The 21026-nt window shown below is 67.8% G+C and carries 14 protein-coding genes; 10 read left to right on the top strand and 4 right to left on the bottom strand.

Annotation, left to right across the window (positions count from 1 at the left end):
• Window positions 1-108: 108 nt before the first annotated feature.
• Entirely contained in the window at window positions 109-1365 is a 1257-nt protein-coding gene (locus AC0VYP_RS19385; protein ID WP_475471117.1) for a thioester domain-containing protein, read from the bottom strand.
• A gap of 613 nt (window positions 1366-1978) precedes the next feature.
• A complete protein-coding gene (locus AC0VYP_RS19380; protein WP_475471116.1) occupies window positions 1979-2398 on the bottom strand; it encodes a hypothetical protein in 420 nt (139 codons plus the stop codon).
• Between the two features lie 398 nt (window positions 2399-2796).
• On the opposite strand from AC0VYP_RS19380, the gene gatB reads away from it, so the two are divergent.
• From gatB to cimA, 10 genes are all read left to right on the top strand, one after another.
• The gene (gene gatB / locus AC0VYP_RS19375) at window positions 2797-4347 is read left to right on the top strand and encodes an Asp-tRNA(Asn)/Glu-tRNA(Gln) amidotransferase subunit GatB (protein WP_475471115.1); all 1551 of its coding nucleotides are present in this window, start codon (window positions 2797-2799) and stop codon (window positions 4345-4347) included.
• A gap of 436 nt (window positions 4348-4783) precedes the next feature.
• Window positions 4784-7495: a putative bifunctional diguanylate cyclase/phosphodiesterase gene (locus AC0VYP_RS19370; protein WP_475471113.1), complete on the top strand. Its 2712-nt coding sequence runs from the start codon at window positions 4784-4786 to the stop codon at window positions 7493-7495.
• Between the two features lie 579 nt (window positions 7496-8074).
• Window positions 8075-9847: an acetolactate synthase large subunit gene (locus tag AC0VYP_RS19365; RefSeq protein ID WP_475471111.1), complete on the top strand. Its 1773-nt coding sequence runs from the start codon at window positions 8075-8077 to the stop codon at window positions 9845-9847.
• Between the two features lie 11 nt (window positions 9848-9858).
• Window positions 9859-10383 (top strand): acetolactate synthase small subunit, encoded by a 525-nt coding sequence (gene ilvN / locus AC0VYP_RS19360; protein ID WP_285757486.1) that lies wholly within the window; start codon window positions 9859-9861, stop codon window positions 10381-10383.
• A gap of 71 nt (window positions 10384-10454) precedes the next feature.
• On the top strand, window positions 10455-11450 hold the full coding sequence (ilvC, locus tag AC0VYP_RS19355) for a ketol-acid reductoisomerase (protein WP_475471109.1): 996 nt from the start codon (window positions 10455-10457) through the stop codon (window positions 11448-11450).
• 256 nt (window positions 11451-11706) lie between these two features.
• The gene (serA, locus tag AC0VYP_RS19350; RefSeq protein ID WP_475471107.1) at window positions 11707-13293 is read left to right on the top strand and encodes a phosphoglycerate dehydrogenase; all 1587 of its coding nucleotides are present in this window, start codon (window positions 11707-11709) and stop codon (window positions 13291-13293) included.
• Between the two features lie 699 nt (window positions 13294-13992).
• Entirely contained in the window at window positions 13993-15057 is a 1065-nt protein-coding gene (locus tag AC0VYP_RS19345; RefSeq protein ID WP_475471106.1) for a 3-isopropylmalate dehydrogenase, read from the top strand.
• A gap of 212 nt (window positions 15058-15269) precedes the next feature.
• Window positions 15270-16388 carry a branched-chain amino acid aminotransferase gene (locus AC0VYP_RS19340; protein WP_285757482.1) on the top strand — a complete coding sequence of 373 codons (1119 nt, stop codon included), beginning with the start codon at window positions 15270-15272 and terminating at the stop codon, window positions 16386-16388.
• Window positions 16389-16549: 161 nt separating this feature from the next.
• Window positions 16550-17422, top strand: a complete 873-nt coding sequence (locus AC0VYP_RS19335; RefSeq protein WP_285757481.1) for a hypothetical protein — start codon at window positions 16550-16552, stop codon at window positions 17420-17422.
• Window positions 17423-17816: 394 nt separating this feature from the next.
• Window positions 17817-19406, top strand: coding sequence for a citramalate synthase (cimA, locus tag AC0VYP_RS19330; RefSeq protein WP_475471103.1), 1590 nt, complete (start codon window positions 17817-17819; stop codon window positions 19404-19406).
• An 81-nt stretch (window positions 19407-19487) separates the two neighbouring features.
• Here the strand turns inward: cimA and AC0VYP_RS19325 are convergent, their stop codons facing one another.
• Both AC0VYP_RS19325 and AC0VYP_RS19320 read right to left on the bottom strand, forming a co-directional pair.
• Window positions 19488-19946, bottom strand: a complete 459-nt coding sequence (locus AC0VYP_RS19325; RefSeq protein ID WP_475471101.1) for a Rieske (2Fe-2S) protein — start codon at window positions 19944-19946, stop codon at window positions 19488-19490.
• A gap of 213 nt (window positions 19947-20159) precedes the next feature.
• Window positions 20160-20954, bottom strand: a complete 795-nt coding sequence (locus tag AC0VYP_RS19320; protein WP_475471099.1) for a DUF3152 domain-containing protein — start codon at window positions 20952-20954, stop codon at window positions 20160-20162.
• Between the last annotated feature and the right edge of the window lie 72 nt (window positions 20955-21026).

Raw genomic sequence — 21026 nt, 5'->3', positions numbered from 1 at the left:
GCGGACTCCGTCCGAACGACGAAGCGCCCCCGTCGCAGGTGACTGCGACGGGGGCGCTCGCGCTATCGCCCTGTCTGTTCCTCAAGCCGTGGAACAGGCGTTCTGTGACTAGGCGCTGTGACCGCTCTTGCGCTTGCGCGAGAGGTACATCGCGGCACCGCCACCACCGATGGCCACGACCGCGGCGGCGATGAGGCCGCCCAGAGCGGCACCGGTCACGGGCAGACCGGGCTTGTCGTCAGGGGTGGGGGTGGGGGTCGGCTTCGGCGACTCCGAGGGGGTCTCCACCGGGGTGGACGGGGTCGGGGTCGGGGTCGGCTCCGGGCTGGGCTCCGGGGAGGGCTCGGGGCTGGGCTCCGGGGAGGGCTCGGGGCTGGGCTCCTCGCCCTTGACCCAGGTGACCTTCACACCGGCGTTGACCTTGGTGCTGTCCTTCTCGGCGGTGATCAGCGTCTGGCTCTGCTTGCCGTCCTTGTTGCCCTTGAACAGGCGGCCGACGTTCACGTGCGCCTCGACGGAGGCCGAGACGGTGGCCTCGCCGGGCTCGGTGCCCTCGGGGACCAGCACGGCGAACTTGTCGCCGTTGGACACGTTCTCGACCGGGTTGCCCTCGAGGTTGACCGCGATGACACCCTCGGGGCCGTTGACGGTCAGCGGCAGCGGGTTCGTGGCGCTGGTCTCGACGGTGAACTCGCCGATGGCCTTGCCGGCCTCGCCCGAGGCCTCGTGCGGGGTGAACGCAAGGGAGGCGTCCGGCTCGGCGGTCTGCGGGAGGTCCTCGGCGTTGGCCAGCAGGTACTCGTAGACCTTGACGACGTTGGCGTTGTTCTTCTTGTTGCCGCTCTCCTTGAGCTCAACGCCGTTGCTGAAGTGCCAGATGGCGGCCTGGGTGCCGGCCATGGCCTGCTTCTCGTTGAGCCCCTCGGCACCGGATGCCGCGCCGAGCGCCGCGACGTTGACGGTGGGGTAGGAGTTCTGCAGGATCCAGTGCACCTTGGCGGGCTGGGTGTTGAAGTTGCCCTTGCCCGGGTAGTTGGCCCAGGAGTCTTCGGTGTAGTTGGCCTTGTCCAGGATGCTGGTCTTGGAGTCGATGCAGTACGTCTTCAGGACGGTGCCGTCTTCGAGCTTCAGCTTGAAGAGGCTGGTGCCGAAGCTGCCGCCGCTGGTGTGCACGGTGGGGCCGCTGAACCAGTTGCCGACGTAGGTGCCCTTGGCGCCGCCGTTGAGGACCTCGGGCTCGGCCGATGCCGGGCCGGCGAAGCCCAGGACCAGCAGGCCGGCGGCCGTGGTCGCGGCCAGGGAGGTCAGCGTGCGCTTGACGCCCTTGCCGGCCTTGGGGGATGCGGGAGGAGCAGTAATGGTCAAGTTGTGTCCCGATGAAGGTAGGAACCGGATGCCGTTCGCCAGCGGTTGGGTGACAGCCGTCAAGGGGCGGGCGAACAGCCCCGCGAGGGTGGGTCGGGCCTTGGCCGAGACCTCGATACGGGGTCCGGTCGGATGGGGAGCAAAAGCGGATCGCTCATGGTCGAACGTTGGAATCGCTCGTCGAGACCTGATCGATGCCGGGTTGACGGGGGGTTGATCACCGCACCGCCAGATACTAGCGAGCCTGATCGGTCCTTCCAATAGGTATCGCCCGGGTAGTGCCGAAATTAGTCGATTATGATGATGGCTGTCCCAATGACCTGCTCTTCGTCATGCTCCGCTGCCGCGGAGCGACTGTCAGTTCAGGGATTTCGGCCATCGGGCCCAGTCCTCGTGTCCGTAAGTGCCGCATAAGAGAGGGCCCTGCTCCGGGGGATGGGCGACCGTTGTTTCTGTGCTCGGCGGCGGTTCCGTGCCGCCTTCCGGAGAACTCCTGGGAAATTCGCATCGTTGCCCAAGCGTTATCCAATTAGTTGAATAAAAACGTTTTTGTTCCGGGGGTGATCAGGCATCCCGCCGCTCCTCGGGGGCAAGGGAAGTGTGTCGGCCCGGACTACTCTTCGTCCCGGCCGCCGCCACGGGTCAGCAGCATCACTGCTGCACCCAGGACCAGCAGTCCCGCCCCGGCGGCCAGCACCGTCCCCAACCAGGTCCCGGCGACCGACCGCGGAGAGGCCGCCGATCGCACCGTTGACCGTGGGGCGGAAGTAGCGCCTGGGGGTTTCCCGGAGAAAACCGGATGCCCCGCTCGTGTCCCGGTTCCGGTCGGCCGGTCCGTTTCGCCGTCGGCAGCCGGATCCACCGCGCTGACGGCGGTCCGGCCACGCGCGTCGGCGGTCGTCTCGGCCCGGTTGTCGGCCATGGCCGGTCCGAGCGCCGCAGCCCAGATCGCCATCGCCATCGCCAGCGCCATCGCGATCTGGGCTGCGGCGCCGGCGGGGCCGCGTCGTGCGCGGCTGATGGATCGGGACACGGCGAGGCCTCACCTGATGATCCGGATGACAGGTCAAAGAAGGTCCGGGCCGAAAGGTCGCTTCCGAAACCGCGTTCCCGCGATGGCCCGGAACCGCCAGGGTAACCGGCTGGTTCCGCCCGGGACCATCGGCCGCGCCAGGGTGATACGCCCCTGTCCGCGCCCTCGGCCCCCGTCCTGGTCCGGGCGGACCGAGGGGCGCGGTGCGCACACCCGCCCACCTGCTGCGCGGGAGGTCCGCCCGGGGCCTGGGCATCGGTAGGCTCAAGACGATGACGCCGCGTATGCACAGCACCGCCCGCGCGGGGCGTCCACCATGACCAATCAGGGATGTCCCCTCCGGCGGGGGCGGTGCCGGGCCGGACTCTCCACGGAATACGGAAACGGGTTGTGCGGCGATGGCTAGCGCGGTAACGAGTAGCCCTGCCACGGGCGGCGCTTCGGCGCTGATGGCCTACGACGAGGCCCTGCGCGGGTACGAGCCCGTGCTCGGTCTGGAGACCCACATCGAGCTGGGCACCAGGTCGAAGATGTTCTGCTCCTGCGCCACCGCGTTCGGGGCGGAGCCCAACACCCAGGTCTGCCCGGTATGCCTCGCGCTGCCCGGATCGTTGCCGGTGGTCAACGAGGTCGCCGTGGAGAGCGCGATTCTGCTCGGGCTCGCCCTGGACTGCTCCATCGCTCCTTGGGGCCGGTTCGCCCGGAAGAACTACTTCTATCCGGACATGCCGAAGAACTACCAGATCTCGCAGTACGACGAGCCGATCTGCGTCAACGGCCACCTCGATGTCACCGTTGACACCCCCGAGGGGCCCCGCGAGTTCCGGGTCGAGATCGAACGCGTGCACATGGAAGAAGACACCGGGAAGACCTCGCACGTCGGAGGGGCCACCGGGCGCATCCACGGCGCGCAGTACTCCATCGTCAACTACAACCGGGCGGGTATCCCGCTGCTGGAGATCGTCACCAAGCCGATCGAGCACACCGGTGACCTGGCGCCGCTGGTGGCCCGTGCCTACGCCGCGGAGTTGCGCGAACTCGTCCGTTCGCTGGGAATCTCCGACGTCCGCATGGAAGAGGGGTCGATGCGCTGCGACGTCAACGTCTCCCTGATGCCGCGCGGTGCAACAGAGTGGGGCACCCGCAGCGAGACCAAGAACGTCAACTCGCTGCGCTCGGTCGAGCGTTCGGTCCGTTACGAGATCCAGCGCCAGGCCGCCCTCCTGGCGGCGGGCGGGCGCGTGGTGCAGGAGACCCGGCACTTCCAGGAGAACACCGGGAGCACCCTGGAGGGCCGCAGCAAGGAAGAGGCGCAGGACTACCGTTACTTCCCCGACCCCGACCTCGTTCCGGTCGCCCCGAGCGCAGAGTGGGTCGAGCAGTTGCGCGCCACGCTCCCGGAGCTTCCGGCGGCCAAGCGCCGCCGGATCAAGGCGGAGTGGAGCCTTTCCGACGAGGAACTGCGCGACCTCATCAACGCCGACGCCGTGGACCTGGTCGCCGAGACCGTAGAGGCGGGCGCCCCCTCGGCGGACGCACGCAAGTGGTGGCTCAACGAGCTGTCACGCCGTGCCACCGAGGCCGAGGTCGAGCTGTCCGCGCTGCCCATCACCCCGGTGGCCGTCGCCCGAGTCGTCGCTCTCGTCAAAGAGGGGGCGCTCACCAACAAGCTCGCCCGCCAGGTGATCGAGGGCGTGCTCGCGGGGGAGGGCGGCCCGGACGCGGTCGTCGAGGCACGCGGACTCAAGGTCGTCAACGACGACTCCGCGCTCGGTGCCGCAGTCAACCAGGCGATCGTCGCCAATGCCGACGCCGCGGACAAGGTGCGCAGCGGCAAGGTCGCCGCCGTGGGTGCGCTGGTGGGTGCGGTCATGAAGGCCACGCGTGGTCAGGCTGACGCAGGACGGGCCCGGCAGCTGATTCTGCAGAAACTCGGCGTGGAGGGCTGACCCGGGGGTGGGCCGCACCGCGGCCCACCCAATCCCGTCGAAGAGGTGAGAAAACAGTGACTTTCCGTGATCCCGTCGTCACCACCTCTCAGCTTCCTCTCAATCGGAACGTGACCTTGACCCAATAGCCTCATACGGAGTAAGCAGCGGCGGCCCTCTCGTAACAGCACGCGACACCGCGCCTGGAGCGCCGCCCGAGTGCTCCTTCGCCACAGTCGCCGGAAACAACGGGCGACGTGCGCCCCGGCACGATCACCCAAGCCCTGACTCCACTCCGGGGCATCAGTGCGCCTGCGGGATCCGCGGTCGCCCGAGCGGCCCAAGCGCCACCGACCGGAAGGGTGCTCATGTCCACGGTCCACACCGCGAGGGGGCGCTGTCGCACGAGTGCGCGAGCACTGTCGAAGGCCTGCCCCTCGGGGCAAGGAGGGATGCCGTGAAGAGCGATTCGCGCGTCTGGTTCGCTGCCATCCTGATCGTCACCGCTGTTTATGCCCTCGGCACGCTGTTCCCCGTCCAGGGGATCTCGTTGACCGTCTGGGCGGGGACCTGGCCCACCGCGATCGCGGCAGGGCTCGCGGGCATCTCGATGCTCTACGCCGCCCGGCTGCATTCGATCGCCGATGACGGCCAGGCCAGCGCCGATGGTGCCGACAGTGCCGCTGGACTGCGCTTTTTCGGGTTTTCCGCCCTGGCCTGGTGTGCGGGGGCGATTACCAACGGCGTCACCGGCCTGTTCGGTCCCGCAGCGGCTTTCTCGCTCACCTTCGGCGATCTGTTCTCGTTGATCGCGCTTCCGCTCTTCTTCCTCGGTTTCTTGAAGTTCGCGCCACTGCCCCACGGGGCGCGGACAGTGGTGCGCCACCTGACCGACAGCTACGTCTGTGCCGCAGCGGTCTTCGCCGTGGTGTGGCTGGTGCTGTTCCAGCCCCTTTACCGCGACCTCGGGGAGGGGTCGGGCTTCGTGGCGTTCGCCCTGGTCTACCCGGTGGCCGACATCGCGGTCCTGTGCTTCTTGGCGCCGCTGGTGTTCACCTCGCCGCACAGCACCCGGCGCGCGGTCCTGCTGGCAATGGGCGCCTTCATCGTGATCTGCGGCGCGGACCTGATCGGCACCATCACCCGGTTGACCGGGGAGGCTCCGGCAGGGGGGATCGAGTACCCGGTGCGCCTGTTCGGTTTCGCGCTGTTGGCGGGACTGCCGTGGCTCATCCTGGGCAGGACCGGAGCCGCGCCGCGCCGCATCACCGGACGGGGCCTCTACCGGTTCGCCCCCGAGATCGCCGCCTCGCTCGCATTGGCGATCGCCACGGTGGCGTTGACGGTGGGCGGTTTGTGGGTGAACGGGGTTGCCCCGGTCCTGCCCCTCGTGGCGGGGTCCGCGGTCCTGGTCCTTCTGGTGCGCCTGCTGGGACTTCTCGAAGAGAACTCCACCCTCAGCCGGATGGTGCACAGCAGGGAGCGGCACTTCCACGAATTGGCCAAGCACAGTGGCGACGTCATTCTGATCCTGGACGACGACGGCAGGATCTTCTCCCTCAGTCCCGGCACCGCGGAGGCGTTCGGCTACCGTCTCGACGACATCCTTGCCGACCCTGTCACGGCGTTGATCCACCCAGAGGACCTCCCGCAGGTGAAACGGGCCATGGCGACCTTCCGCAGGGACTCCGGAGACGGCATCCACCTCAGGGTCCGGGTCCGTGCGGCCGACGGGACCTGGCGCCACACCACCTCCACGGCCTCGGTCTACGAGCGTCCGGGTGAGCCCAAGCGACTGCTCTTCACCACCCGGGACATCAGCGCCCAGGTGGAGCTGCAGAAGCAGGTGGACCACCTCACCTTCCACGACGGTGTCACCGGTCTGCCCAACCGTGCCTACCTGGAAGAGCGGACCAGGGAGGTCCTGAGTCGGCGCACCGAGCCCGAGGAAGGCCAACCCAAGACCGAGATCGCCGCGATCTTCCTGGATCTCGACGGGTTCACCGCCGTCAACGACTCCGCCGGGCACACCTTCGGTGACTATCTCCTGGCCCAGGCCGGCCGGAGGCTGCGCGCCACGATGGGTGCGGGAGACACACTTGCCCGCTGGGGGGGTGACGAGTTCGCGGTCCTCATCGAGGACAGTCCGCGCGCGGACAACGTGGTCAACCTCGCGGAGCGGTTGATCCGGGTCATCGGGGGAGAGCCGTTCCAGGTGGCCGACCGCGAGGTGGTGCTGACGGCGAGTGCGGGGGTCGCCTTCGCCGCTCCCGAGACCGGCAGCGGGGAACTGCTGCGCAACGCCGACATGGCAATGGCCCGCGCAAAGGAGGAGGGCGGAGGGGGACGCCTGGAGCTCTACGCCGCTCACATGCACGCCAAGGTCGTGGGGCGGTTGGAGTTGCAGACCGAGTTGCGTCAGGCCCTCGCCGACAACGCCTTCACGCTGGAGTACCAGCCGGTGGTGAACCTGGAGACCTCGCGGGTCACCGCAGTGGAGGCGCTGGTGCGCTGGCGCAAGAACGGCCAACTCGTCCCGCCCGACGACTTCATCGCGCCTGCGGAGGAGTCGGGACTGATCGTGCCTCTGGGGGAGTGGATCCTGCGCGAGGCGTGCCAGAAGGTAGCGGTCTGGCGCGGGACCACCGGGTTGGACATCCGCCTCTCGGTGAACATCTCGGTCAAGCAGGTGCTGTCGCCGCGGTTCGTCGAGACCGTGGCCGGTGTGCTCGCCGAGTGCGCGCTCAACGCGGATGTCCTGACGATGGAGGTCAACGAGGAGGTCCTGCTGGAGAACCCCGGCCAGGCGGTGGACCGCCTCGCCGAGTTGCGCGACCTCGGGGTGCGTCTGGCCATCGACGATTTCGGCATGGGCTACGCCTCATTGGCACATCTGCGTCAGCTCCGCGTGGACGAGATCAAGATCGACCGTTCGTTCATCCGCGATCTGGGCGGGGACGGCACCGTGACGCTGTTGACCCAGACGATCATCCGGCTCGGCCAGGACCTGGGGATGCAGGTGACGGCCGAAGGGATCGAACACCCGCGTCAACTGGACCGGCTGCGCGCGATGGGGTGCGCCTACGGTCAGGGTTTTCTCGTCGCCCGGCCCATGCCCGCTGACGGAGTCGAGGCCCTTGTCGGGGGAGAGACCGCGACCGCTCTTTGAGCGGGTGTCCGTTCCGGGGCCCGCCGCTTTGCAACGGACGGGTACGTCCACGGAGTTGCGGCCGGAAAGGGCGCTCCGGTGTCTGCCGGAGGGAAGCCTCCGCACCGATCCGGCCGCGGTGTGCAGCCCAGACCGTCCCGCCCCGGCGTCTGCCGGACGATTTGGGAGCCCCGGATCGAGGGCGTCGGTCGGCGCACGGTCCGCGCCGGATCGCCTGCCGGGACGGGGCCCCTCCTGCTTTCCCGCTTCCGGATCGACGGTCGGAGGCCCCTGACCGGACCGATCCACGGATTTTGCACTTCTTGTCCTTTCAGGTATGCGTCCATGCCGTCCGCCACCTGGGCAAAATTCGCATGGTGGTCCTAGTATCTCAAATGTTGAGACAAAATGCCGTTTCGGTTGACGTACCGCCGTGCCTCGGCCAAGGTGGACAGCGTGCAGAACAACTCCCTGATTCTCGTACTTGGTCGGCGCGCAGCCAGCTGACCCAGTCAATGCTGCGCGCTCCCCTCAACCGCTTCGCGGTGAGGGGTTTTTTGTTGCCAGACCCGCTTAACCTGCCTCTCGCCAAAGGATCTAGTGATGACCGAGCAGATGACCGGAGCCCAATCGCTCATCAGGTCGTTGGAGCAAGTCGGCGTCAACGTCGTGTTCGGGATCCCTGGTGGAGCGATCCTCCCGGCCTATGACCCGCTCTACGATTCCGAGAAGGTCCGCCACATCCTGATGCGCCATGAGCAGGGGGCGGGCCATGCGGCCCAGGGCTACGCCTACGCCACCGGCCGTCCGGGCGTCTGCATGGCGACCAGCGGCCCCGGTGCGACCAACCTGGTCACCCCACTGGCCGACGCGCACATGGACTCCGTCCCGATGGTCGCGATCACCGGCCAGGTGGCCGCTCCCTCGATCGGCACCGACGCATTCCAAGAAGCCGACATCTGCGGTATCACGATGCCGATCACCAAGCACAACTTCCTGGTCCGCGATGCCGCAGACATCTCGCGCACCATTGCCGAGGCGTTCCACATCGCCTCCACCGGTCGCCCCGGTCCGGTCCTGGTGGACATCGCCAAGAACGCACTCCAGGCCGACACCCGTTTCGAATGGCCCCAGCGCCTGGACCTCCCCGGGTACCGTCCGGTCACCAAGCCGCACGGCAAGCAGGTCCGCGAGGCGGCTCGCATGATCGCCGAGGCCAAGCGCCCGGTGCTCTACGTCGGCGGCGGCGTCCTCAAGGCCCGCGCGGCCCAGGAACTGCGGGTGCTGGCGGAAATCACCGGGCTTCCGGTCGTCACCACCCTCATGGCGCTGGGCGCGTTCCCCGCGACCCACCCGCAGAACGTCGGTATGCCCGGCATGCACGGCAAGGTCTCCGCGGTCGGCGCCCTCCAGCGCGCGGACCTGATCATCGCGCTGGGCGCTCGGTTCGACGACCGGGTCACCGGCAAGCTCGACTCCTTCGCGCCCGGCGCCAAGATCGTGCACGCCGACATCGACCCCGCCGAGATCTCCAAGAACCGGCACGCCGACGTCCCCATCGTGGGCGACTGCCGCGAGGTCATCGCCGACCTGGTCGTCGCGGTCCGCAACGACCAGGCGGCCGGACGTCAGGGCGATTACGCCGCCTGGTGGGACCAGCTCAACCGGCTCCGCGAGTCCTACCCCCTGGGGTACGAGGACCCGGGAGACGGCTCGCTGGCGCCCCAGCACGTCATCAAGCGGCTGGGGGAGATCGTCGGTCCCGATGCCGCCTACGCGGCGGGTGTGGGCCAGCACCAGATGTGGGCCGCGCAGTTCATCAACTACGAGAAGCCCGGTTCCTTCCTGAATTCCGGTGGGGCGGGAACGATGGGCTTCGGGGTTCCGGCGGCGCTGGGCGCGAAGGTCGGCAACCCCGGCCAGACCGTCTGGGCCATCGACGGCGACGGCTGCTTCCAGATGACCAACCAGGAGTTGGCCACCTGTGCGGTCGAGAACATCCCGATCAAGGTCGCGGTCATCAACAACGGCAACCTCGGGATGGTCCGGCAGTGGCAGACTCTCTTCTACGAGGGGCGCTACTCCAATACCAACCTGCAGACCTCGCCCAGCGCGGAGAGCAAGAAGGTCCGGATCCCCGACTTCGTCCGCCTGGCCGAGGCGTACGGTTGTGTCGGGCTCCGCTGCGAGCGGGTCGAAGATGTGGACGCAACCATCGAGAAGGCCATGGCGATCGACGACGCACCCGTCGTCGTCGACTTCACGGTCAACCACGACTCGATGGTCTGGCCGATGGTCGCGGCCGGCGTCAGCAACGACAGCATCCAGTACGCGCGCGACATGGCGCCCGACTGGGACGACGACGAGGAATAGGAACAGTTTCGATGAGTATGCACACGCTGTCCGTCCTCGTCGAGGACACGCCGGGCGTGCTCGCGCGGGCATCCGCGCTGTTCTCCCGTCGTGGTTTCAACATCAACTCCCTCACGGTGGGACCCACCGAGTACGAGGGGTTGTCCCGAATGACGATCGTGGTCAACTGCGACCGCCACCCTTTGGAGCAGGTGACCAAGCAGCTCAACAAGCTGGTCAACGTCATCAAGATCGTCGAGATGGACTCCGATGCCTCCGTGCGTCGGGAACTGCTGCTGGTGAAGGTCAAGGCCGACGCCGCCAGCCGGACCCACGTCCTGGAGACGGCCGAGCTCTTCCGCGCCAATGTCGTGGATGTCAGCCCGGACGTGGTCGTCCTTGAGGCAACCGGAAAACCCGAGAAGCTCGAAGCGCTGATCCGCAACCTGGAGCCCTTCGGTATCAAGGAGCTGGTGAAATCCGGGCTGGTCGCTCTCGGCCGCGGTCCCCGGTCCATCACGGACCGGTCCCTGCGCGCCGTCGAACGCAGCGCCTGACCCGTTCTCACCCCAACACCACCGAGTGCTCCCGCGCGACGGGGCACATTTTCACCAAGGAGTAAGCCGAAGTGGCAGCACAGATGTACTACGACGACGCCGCCGACCTCAGCATCATCCAGGGGCGCAAGGTCGCCGTGATCGGTTACGGCAGTCAGGGGCACGCGCACGCGCTCTCCCTGCGCGACTCGGGCGTCAACGTGCGGGTGGGCCTCGCGGAGGGCTCGTCCAGCAAGGCCAAGGCCGAAGAAGCCGGTCTGAAGGTCGTCACCCCGGCCGAGGCGGCCCAGGAGGCCGACCTCATCATGATCCTGGTCCCCGACCACATCCACCGGGACCTCTACGCAAACGAGATCGCCCCGCACCTCAACCCGGGTGACGCGCTGTTCTTCGGCCACGGTTTCAGCATCCGCTTCGACCTGGTCCAGCCGCCGGAGGGTGTGGACGTGGCCATGGTCGCCCCGAAGGGGCCGGGACACCTGGTCCGCCGCCAGTTCGAGGCCGGCCGCGGCGTCCCGGTGCTCGTGGCGGTCGAGAAGGACGCGTCCGGCAGCGCCTGGGACCTCGCGCTCTCCTACGCCAAGGGCATCGGCGGTACCCGTGCGGGTGCGCTGAAGACCACCTTCACCGAGGAGACCGAGACCGACCTGTTCGGCGAGCAGGCCGTGCTGTGCGGTGGCGCCGAGGAGCTGGTCAAGGCCGGTTTCGCCACCCTGGTCGAGGCGGGCTACCAGCCCGAGGTCGCCTACTTCGAGTGCCTTCACGAGCTGAAGCTGATCGTCAACCTCATGTACGAGGGCGGCATCTCCAAGATGAACTGGTCGGTCTCCGACAACGCCGAGTTCGGCGGCTACACCCGCGGCCCGCGCGTCATCACCGAGTCCACCCGCGAGGAGATGCGCAAGATCCTGGGCGAGATCCAGGACGGCACCTACGCGCGTGAGCTGATCGAGGAGTTCGACAACGGGCGCCCCAACTTCGCGAAGCGCCGCGAGGCCGAGCAGAACGAGCAGATCGAGAAGGTCGGCAGCCAGCTCCGTCCGCTGATGAGCTGGCTCAAGGCGTAGGGCCTTCGAGTCGAGTGTGACCGGGCCCCGGGACGCCGTGGCGTTCCGGGGCCCGGCTCGTGCCCGGCCGCAGCACCTTAAGGTCCGAGACGATCGTCAACCGGATCAGTGGATCAATCCGGGGCTTCTCGAAACGCAGCCGTAACCGAGCACTAGACTTCTGGTGCGGTCGGGCGTCCTGGCCGGCCCCGGCGCCGTCCCTGTCAAGACTGCGGTTCCGCCGCAGTTCACACGCACTCCCCATAAGGAACTCGCTGTGCCCAAGCCAGTCGTCCTGGTCGCGGAAGAACTCTCGCCCGCTGGAATCGCGCTGCTGGAGGAGGACTTCGACGTCCGCTCCGTCAACGGCGCCGACCGCTCACAGCTACTCCCGGCGCTCGCCGGTGTCAACGCCCTGATCGTGCGCAGCGCGACCAAGGTGAACGCCGAGGCATTGGCCGCCGCGACCGCATTGAAGGTCGTGGCCCGTGCAGGCGTGGGGTTGGACAACGTTGACGTCGAGGCCGCCACCAAGGCTGGCGTACTCGTCGTGAACGCGCCCACCTCCAACATCATCAGTGCTGCCGAGCAGGCCATCAACCTTCTGCTCGCCTCCGCCCGCAACACGGCGCCGGCACACGCAGCCCTCGTCAACGGGGAGTGGAAGCGCTCCAAGTACACCGGCGTCGAGCTTTACGACAAGACCGTCGGCGTCGTGGGCCTGGGCCGTATCGGTGTGCTCGTCGCCCAGCGCCTCTCCGCTTTCGGTACCAAGCTGATCGCCTACGACCCCTTCGTGCAGCCGGCACGCGCCGCGCAGATCGGCGTCGAGGTGGTGTCGCTGGACGAGCTGTTGGAGCGCAGCGACTTCATCACGGTTCACCTGCCCAAGAACAAGGACACCCTCGGCCTCATCGGTGACGAGGCGCTGCGCAAGGTCAAGCCGAGCGTGCGCATCATCAATGCCGCCCGGGGCGGGATCGTGGACGAGACCGCGCTGTACCACGCGGTGAAGGAAGGCCGGGTCGCCGGCGCGGGCATCGACGTGTTCGCCAAGGAGCCCTGCACGGACAGTCCGCTGTTCGAGTTGGAGAACGTCGTCGTGGCCCCGCACCTGGGGGCCAGCACGCACGAGGCGCAGGAGAAGGCGGGCACCCAGGTGGCCCGTTCGGTCAAGCTCGCGCTGTCGGGCGAGTTCGTGCCCGACGCCGTGAACATCCAGGGCGGTGGGCTCTCGGAGGAGATCAAGCCCGGCCTGCCTCTGACGGAGAAGCTCGGTCGGATCTTCACCGCGCTTGCCGGTGGTGTGGCCGCCCGGGTGGACGTCGAGGTACGCGGCGAGATCGCCGCCCACGACGTCAAGATCATCGAGCTCGCCGCACTGAAGGGGATCTTCGGCGACATCGTCGAAGAGGCCGTCACCTATGTCAACGCGCCGCTGTTGGCCAAGGACCGGGGCGTCGAGGTCAACCTGACCACCGATGAGGAGAGCCCCGACTGGCGCAACCTCATCACCGTGCGCGGTGTCATGGCCGACGGCCAGCGGGTGTCGGTGTCGGGAACCCTGTCGGGACACCGGCAGAACGAGAAGATCGTCGAGCTCAACGGCTACGGCATGGAGCTCGCACCCAGCGAGCACATGGCCTTCTTCTTCTACGACGACCGTCCCGGCATCGTGGGAACGGTCGGTCACCTCCTTGGTGAGGCGGGCATCAACATCGCCGGGATGCAGGTCAGCCGGGACGAAGAGGGCGGCAGGGCGTTGATCACGCTCACGGTTGACTCCGCGATCCCCGACGACACCCTGAACGCCATCTCCGTGGAGATCGGCGCCGAGAGCACGCGCAGCGTCAACCTGGACTAGCGTCGAGCTGCTTTTCAGGGCCCGTACGGCAAGCGCTGTGCGGGCCCTTTCCGACGGTGCCGGCGGTGTGTCCTGAACGGTGCGGGGCGTGTGCGTGCTTTCCTCGTGCCCCCGGATCGCCACGTCCCACGAAACGCGCAGTGGGTTGTGGCCATTTAGTTGGGCATCCGATATTCTGTCGTCCTAGAAGATGGTTCATGGTGTTCCGCGATCGCGGGCCCGGGCCGTCCTCGCACGAATCGCCGCCGCCCACATTCGGGACCGTGCGGCGTTCTCCCGGTCAGGCGATCCCCACCGGAAACAGCGCGGCCATCGGCTTGAGTCGTGCCCCGAAACCCTGGGCACCGGCAGCCACGTCGGCCGATCTCCCGCATGTGCCGTCAGTCGGCCAGTCATCCGGATCGCGAAACGAGGATCGCCATGTATGAGACCACTCCCGTCGAAACCGACGACGAGGCCACCCGTGCGCTGCAAGCCGCTCTGGACCGCCGGGATAACGGCGGCCCCACCGGCCATTGATGGCAAAGCGGGTTCGACCTGCCCGGGCAGCCGCGGACACTCTCCCGCTTCGGTACTCTTGTCTCATTCCCGCCATCTTTCGTCTCGCTATTTGAGACGACGGTGGTGGTGTCCGGCGTCCGAGCCGTCAGCGGGCGCCGCAGTCATGGGACACCGTCGAATTCAAAGGCAAGGCTTCTTATGTCCGCTCGTACCGTGAAGTTGGCCGTCATCCCCGGTGACGGAATCGGGCCCGAGGTCGTCGCCGAAGGGCTCAAGGTCCTCTCCACCGTCGCCCCCGCCCACGGGCTCGCCCTGGACACCACCGAGTACGAGCTGGGCGCCAAGCGCTGGCACGCCACCGGCGAGACCCTCCCTGATGCGGTCGAGGAGGAGCTGCGCGGCCAGGAGGCCATCCTCCTCGGCGCGGTCGGGGACCCCACCGTGCCCAGCGGAGTCCTGGAGCGCGGACTGCTGCTGCGTCTGCGGTTCAGCTTCGCGCACTACGTCAACCTGCGTCCGGTGCGGCTCTACCCCGGTGTGCGCACTCCGTTGGCCGGCGTCGCGCCCGAGGACATCGACATGCTGGTCGTGCGCGAGGGCACCGAAGGCCCCTACGCCGGAGCCGGTGGTGTGCTGCGCAAGGGCACGCCCGGCGAGATCGCCACCCAGGACAGCGTCAACACCCGGTTCGGGGTCGAGCGCGTCGTGCGCTACGCCTTCGCGAAGGCCGCCGAGCGTCCCCGCAAGAAGCTCACCCTGGTGCACAAGGACAACGTCCTCACTTTCGCCGGTGAGCTCTGGCAGCGCGTCGTGCGCGAGGTAGGCGCCGAGTATCCGCAGGTCACCACCGACTATCTGCACGTCAACGCCGCCACCATGTTCTTCGTGACCCAGCCGGAGCGCTTCGACGTCGTCGTCACCGACAACCTCTTCGGCGACATCATCACCGATCTCGGTGCGGCTGTGGCCGGAGGAATCGGCCTTGCCTCCAGCGGCAACGTGAACCCCGAGGCCGAATTCCCCAGCATGTTCGAGCCGGTGCACGGCTCGGCTCCCGATATCGCCGGCCAGGGCAAGGCCGACCCCACGGCGACCATCCTCTCTGTCGCGCTTCTCCTGGAGCACCTGGGGTACGCCAAGGCGGCAGCCCAGGTCGAGACGGCTGTCGCCGAGGACCTGCGGGCCCGGGCCGATAGCGGAGCGGTCCGCTCCACCAGCCAGATCGGCGACGACATCGCTCGCCGAGTAGCCGAGCAGGGATAGCCGGACGACCGTGTCGCGGCCCCTGCTGACCCTGCGGCGCGGCTGAGGCACCAACCCCTGTTGATGCGACGGGCGCGCCATATGGCGCGCCCGTCGCCGTGTCCAGGCCCTGCCGCGTGCCTGTGCTGGCATCGGAAGCGTCGTTTCCGCCACACTAGTCCCCGGAGCGGCTGCGCTGCCGACTCCGATGTACCGAGAGGACCCACACGCACATGAGCAACGCCACCACCACAAGCGGGTTGACGTTCGACATCCAGCTCTCGACCCAGCGGAAGACCCCGCAGGAGCGAGCTGAGATCCTGCAGAGCCCCGGGTTCGGCAATGTCTTCACCGACCACATGGTCACCATCCGCTACAGCGCGGAAAAAGGCTGGTACGACGCTCGGCTCGAGCCCTACGGTCCCCTTTCCCTCGACCCGGCGACTTCCGTCCTGCACTACGCCCAGGAAATCTTCGAGGGGTTGAAGGCGTACCGGCACCCCAGCGGCGCCATCGCCACCTTTCGTCCCGACGCCAACGCCGCGCGCTTCAACCGCAGCGCCGCGCGGATGGCGATGCCCGCGCTTCCCGAGGATCTCTTCCTCGGTGCCATCACGACCCTGTTGGAGCACGACGGCGACTGGGTTCCCACCCAGGCGGACGCAAGCCTCTACCTACGCCCTTTCATGATCTCCACTGATGTGGGCATGGGGGTCAATCGTCCGTCGCAGACCTACCTGTTCATCCTGATCGCTTCGCCGTCCGGCCCCTACTTCTCCGGCGGGATCAAGCCGGTGACGGTCTGGCTGAGCGAAGACTTCACCCGCGCGGCCCCCGGCGGCACCGGTGCCGCCAAGGCGGGCGGCAACTACGCGGCCAGTTTCCTCGCCCAGGCCCAGGCCGTCGAGAAGGGATGCGACCAGGTCGTCTGGCTCGACGCGCTCGAACACAGGTGGGTCGAGGAGATGGGCGGGATGAACCTGTTCTTCGTCTTCGGCTCCGGGGCCGAGGCCCGCCTGCTCACGCCCGAGCTGACCGGTACCCTTCTTCCCGGCATCACCCGCGACTCGCTGCTGAAGCTGGCACCGGAATTGGGGATTCCCGTCGAGGAAGGCCGGTTGTCCACCGAAGAGTGGCGTGCCGCGGCGCTCAGCGGTGAACTGACCGAGGTCTTCGCCTGTGGGACCGCCGCCGTGATCACCCCTGTCGCCCACGTCAAGAGCGCCCAGGGCGAGTTCCGGATCGGCGACGGAGAACCCGGCCCCGTCACCATGCGCCTGCGCGAGGAACTCGTGGGGCGTCAATACGGGACCGTCGCCGACGAGCACGGTTGGGTGCACGTCTTCGGGTAGACGCAACAGCCCCGGGGCCGCGAGAGTATCGGCCCCGGGGCCGGCCGGTACGGACCTTCGCCCATCGGGCTTTGCATTCGGCTCGCCTCTCCACGACCAAGCCGTTAGAGTTACCAGATAATTACTCTGGGTATTGACAATGGTTGTGTCGGGGGGAGTGCGTGAACCATCAGGACGGCTCGGGGGCGTGCGGCGGGCCGGACGCCGACGGACTCAGCGCTTTCTCCAGAAGGCCGCTCGTCGAGCGCGAAGTCGGCGCGTTCGCGCCGGGATGGTCATCCATCTACCAGGGGCAAGACGCCCACGATTCCACTGCCGCGGCACCGGCCGAAGCGTCTGGACCCGATCCGCTTCTCTCGGAGCCGTCCGGCCGGCGCAGGGTGCGCGTCGCGGCCCTCGTGCTTGCCGGCGGGCTGCTGCTGGGCGCTGCAGTGTTAGCGGCTCCGCGAGTGCCGCAGTGGTGGGCCTCCATCGGGGAGACGATGGGGGCGGTCGAGTCCGACGACGGGCCCAACCGCCTCGCGGCGGTGCTTCCTCCTCCGTTGAGCAGCGAGTTCATGGGATTCGCCCCTGGTGAACGCGCTGCCCTTCCGGCCTCGTGCTCGGCTGCGAGCGACGCCACCACCACCTGTCTCGGAGGAGTGGGCGCCCGGCAGGGCGACGGCGACAACGTCGCGGACAAGAGCACCTGTGTCTGGAGCCGGGGCCCCGGGCAACGCACCTTCACCGTTACCTATTTGCTCGCCGGACCGGATGCGGCCAGTGCAACCACGGCGACCGAGGCCGCGCGCTCCTGGTTCGTCCAGGCGCGCCGTGACTCCGGGGGAGAGGATCTGGGCGCCCCCGATGTCGCCGACGAGACGTTTTTGACCGGTACCGCCGACGGTGCGATAACCGGCGGCATTCGGGCGGCCAACGTGGTCGCTGTCCTCTCCTACACCGAAGGAGAGCCCGGTGGGTACGCGCCGGTGGCCCCTGTCGCTCGGCACTCCGCACGCCAGGCGGTCCAGGAGATCGCCGCTGCCCTGGGCTGAGTCGGCCCGTTTCTTCAGGGCGGCGGATGGTTGCGACCAGGGCGTGGAAAGTGAATCCGATGCCTCCCTGCCCGGGCGGACCGGGCACGGGGGAGAAGCTGCCCCGCGGCCAGGAACCGTTTGCGAAAAAGCGTGCAATTCGGCTTTTTGCTCTGTCGTCCTAGGGTCATTCCACCTGGTGAGACGAGTTGCGCCAATGTTGAGGCCCCCGCCTGCGATTCAAGCGGGGTGTGGCACACTTATTCGTGTGCCGTCTCAGGTGATCATTATCGTGAGGCGCGCCGGCTAATCGGACCATACCGGCGCGCTGACCTCTCGTGTCCACGAGGGGTCTTTTTTATTGGCACGTACCGGATCGGTCACCAGGCGATATCCACTGCTGGGAGTTCCACTCATGCTCGACGACGGTTTTCACGTATTCGACACGACCCTGCGTGACGGAGCGCAGCGGGAAGGCGTCAACCTCACGGTCGCCGACAAACTCGCCATCGCCGCGTTGCTCGACGATTTCGGAGTGGGCTTTATCGAAGGCGGGTGGCCCGGAGCCAACCCCAAGGACACGGAGTTCTTTCAACGGGCCCGCACCGAGCTGACGCTGAAACACGCACAACTCACCGCTTTCGGTGCCACCCGCCGAGCCGGTGTCCAGGCCGCGGACGATCCCCAGGTAGCCGCCCTGCGCGACTCGGGTGCGCCGGTCGTCACCCTTGTCGCCAAGAGCGATGACCGCCACGTCGAGCTGGCCCTGCGCACAACCCTCGACGAGAACCTTGCGATGATCGCCGACACCGTCTCCTATCTGCGCGACAACGGTCAGCGGGTCTTCCTCGACTGCGAGCACTTCTTCGACGGCTACCGCCACAACCCCGACTACGCCCTGGGCGTTGTCCGCACGGCTGCGGAGGCAGGGGCGTCCGTGGTCGTGCTCTGCGACACGAACGGGGGAATGCTTCCTGCGGACATCACCCGCGTCGTCACCGAAGTCCACGCGGCGACGGGCGCACGCCTGGGAATCCACGCCCAGGACGACAGCGGTTGTGCGGTGGCCAACACCGTGGCCGCGGTGGACGCGGGTGCCACCCACGTGCAATGCACAGCCAACGGTTACGGCGAGCGCGTCGGCAACGCCAACCTGTTCTCGGTAGTGGCCGCTCTCGTCCTCAAGCACCACCGCACGGTCCTGCCCGAGGGGTGCTTGCGTGAGGCGACCCGGGTTTCCCAGGCGATCGCGGAGATCGTCAACATCGCCCCGGCCACTCACCAGCCCTATGTCGGGATCTCGGCGTTCGCGCACAAAGCCGGGCTGCACGCCTCCGCGATCAAGGTGGATCCCGACCTCTACCAGCACATCGATCCGGTACTCGTCGGCAACGACATGCGCATGCTGGTCTCCGACATGGCCGGGCGAGCCTCCATCGAACTCAAGTCCAGGGAGCTGGGTTTCGACCTTGAGGGGAACCGCGAGACGCTCGGACGCATCGTCAACCGGGTCAAGGCGATGGAACTCGCCGGGTACAGCTTCGAGGCTGCCGACGCCTCCTTCGAGCTGCTGTTGCGCGAAGAGCTGGGCCAACCGGTCCGCTACTTCGAGGCGGAGTCCTGGCGGGCGATCTCCGAACGCCGCCACGACGGCTCCAACGTCAGCGAGGCGACGGTGAAACTGCACGTGAAGGGAGAACGGGTGATCGCCACCGGCGAGGGAAACGGTCCCGTCAACGCCCTCGACCGCGCTCTTCGCTCCGCGCTGGAGGGCGTCTACCCAGAGCTTGCCGGCCTGGAACTCTCCGACTACAAGGTCCGCATCCTGGAAGGCAGTTCCGGGACCGACGCCATCACCCGCGTACTGCTGGGCTCCACCGACGGCCGTTCCGAATGGACGACGGTCGGGGTGGGGGAGAACGTCATCGACGCCTCCTGGACGGCGTTGGAGTCGGCCGTCAACTACGGCCTCATGCGCCAAGGGCACGCATCGGACCCGGGGTAGGGAAACGGAGCCGGTTCGACAGTCGTGGGGGTGCCCCGGCACGAGGCGCCCCCACGACGGTGCTGCGACGGTTCGCCCTGGTCAGGCGAGGGTGATCGTGTCACCCTCGACGGTTATTTCGACCCCCGGCAGCGGGCTCGGCGCGGGGCCGGAGGTCACGGAGCCATCGGCGATGCTGAACTTGCTGTCGTGACACGGACAGATGATCGTGCCATCGGCGACCTCGGAGACCGGGCACTGCTGGTGCGTGCACAGCGCGGAGAAGGCCAGAATCGTCCCGGCCTCCGGTTGGGTGATCACGACCTTCTCGTCGGTGAACACGGTTCCCCCGCCCACCGGGATGTCGTTGACCTGGGCCAGGGGGGTGCCGCCGGCCCCGCCGTCGCCTTCGGGACTCGGGGAGTCCTGCCGACCGGACTCCTGTTCCGGGGTCTCCTCGGTCCCGCAGCCGGCCAGTACTCCGGCCACCACGGTCCCGCCGGCCACGGCGAACGCGGTCCGGCGGGAGGAGCAGGTCCACGTATAGCGGTCGTCGGTCATTGGCGATCTCCTCGTCGTGAACGGTGCCGGGGGTCGTCGGTCCTCCCGGCGCTCACCCATGAATACGTATGGCGGGCGGCAAAGGTTCAGTTCAGGGAGCTGCTCCTGCTCACCGCAATCGGATTCGACCGCGGACGGGATTCCGGAAAGGTCGCGGTGTCTCTCCACGGCCGCTCCTCCGAGGCCAAGCGGGAGGGTGCTCGACCACCCTGGTCAGGGGTGGACCCAGCCATTGCGCTCGCACCCCTGGAGCCCGAATGTCTGCTGCTGCATGACGGGTGCGTTCACGCCGTCCTTGGGGCAGTCCACATGGCCGTGCCCCAGTGCATGGCCGACTTCGTGGTTGATGACGTAGACCCGATAGCTCTCCAGGTCCCCGTCGAAGTGCGGTACCGCCGACACCCAGCGGTTCTGGTTGATCACCGCGCGGTCGCCCTGCTGGCAGGAGACGTATCCGTTGGTCCTGAGCGGAGCGCAGTGCTCGTCCACGGTGGTCGGGGCGGCGAGGGACACGCGAAAGTCCACGCTGCCCGAGTCCACCCGTTGGAAGGACATCGCCCCCTCATGACCCCAGCTGCGTTCGTCGCCGAGAATCCTCTCGACCGCCGCGGCGAAGTCGTCGGCCTCTCCGGGAAGTCCGTCCTCGACCTCGACGATGAAACGCTTGAGCGGCCCCGAACCGTAGACCTCACTCTTTCCCTTGACCACCTTCAGGTCACCGCTGCCTTCGGTGACCTCGTTGACCACCGAGCGGGAGAGCACCGGAGTGGGCGACGGCGCGGGTATGGGCGGCCGAAACACCGATCCGGGCACACGCTCCGACGGGGAGGAGGCCGCGACCGGTGAGTGCGGGGCGAACCGCTCCGGATCCAGTCCACCGCTGATCAGTACACCGAGGCCTCCGGTGGCCAGCGCCAGACCCGACAACATGGCCAAAGGGGCTGCGCGGCGACGTCTGCGCCGCCCACGCGCACGCAAGCGGGCTGCTTTGGGCGCGGGCGTGGACACAGTGCGGCCTTTCTGCGTGGTCGGGGACCGCTCTAGCATCGCAGATCGGGCGCCGCCGCGCGCACGCCCGAT

It is taken from the genome of Nocardiopsis sp. iso_186, assembly GCF_056173365.1.
This window is presented reverse-complemented; position numbering and strand designations above follow the sequence as displayed.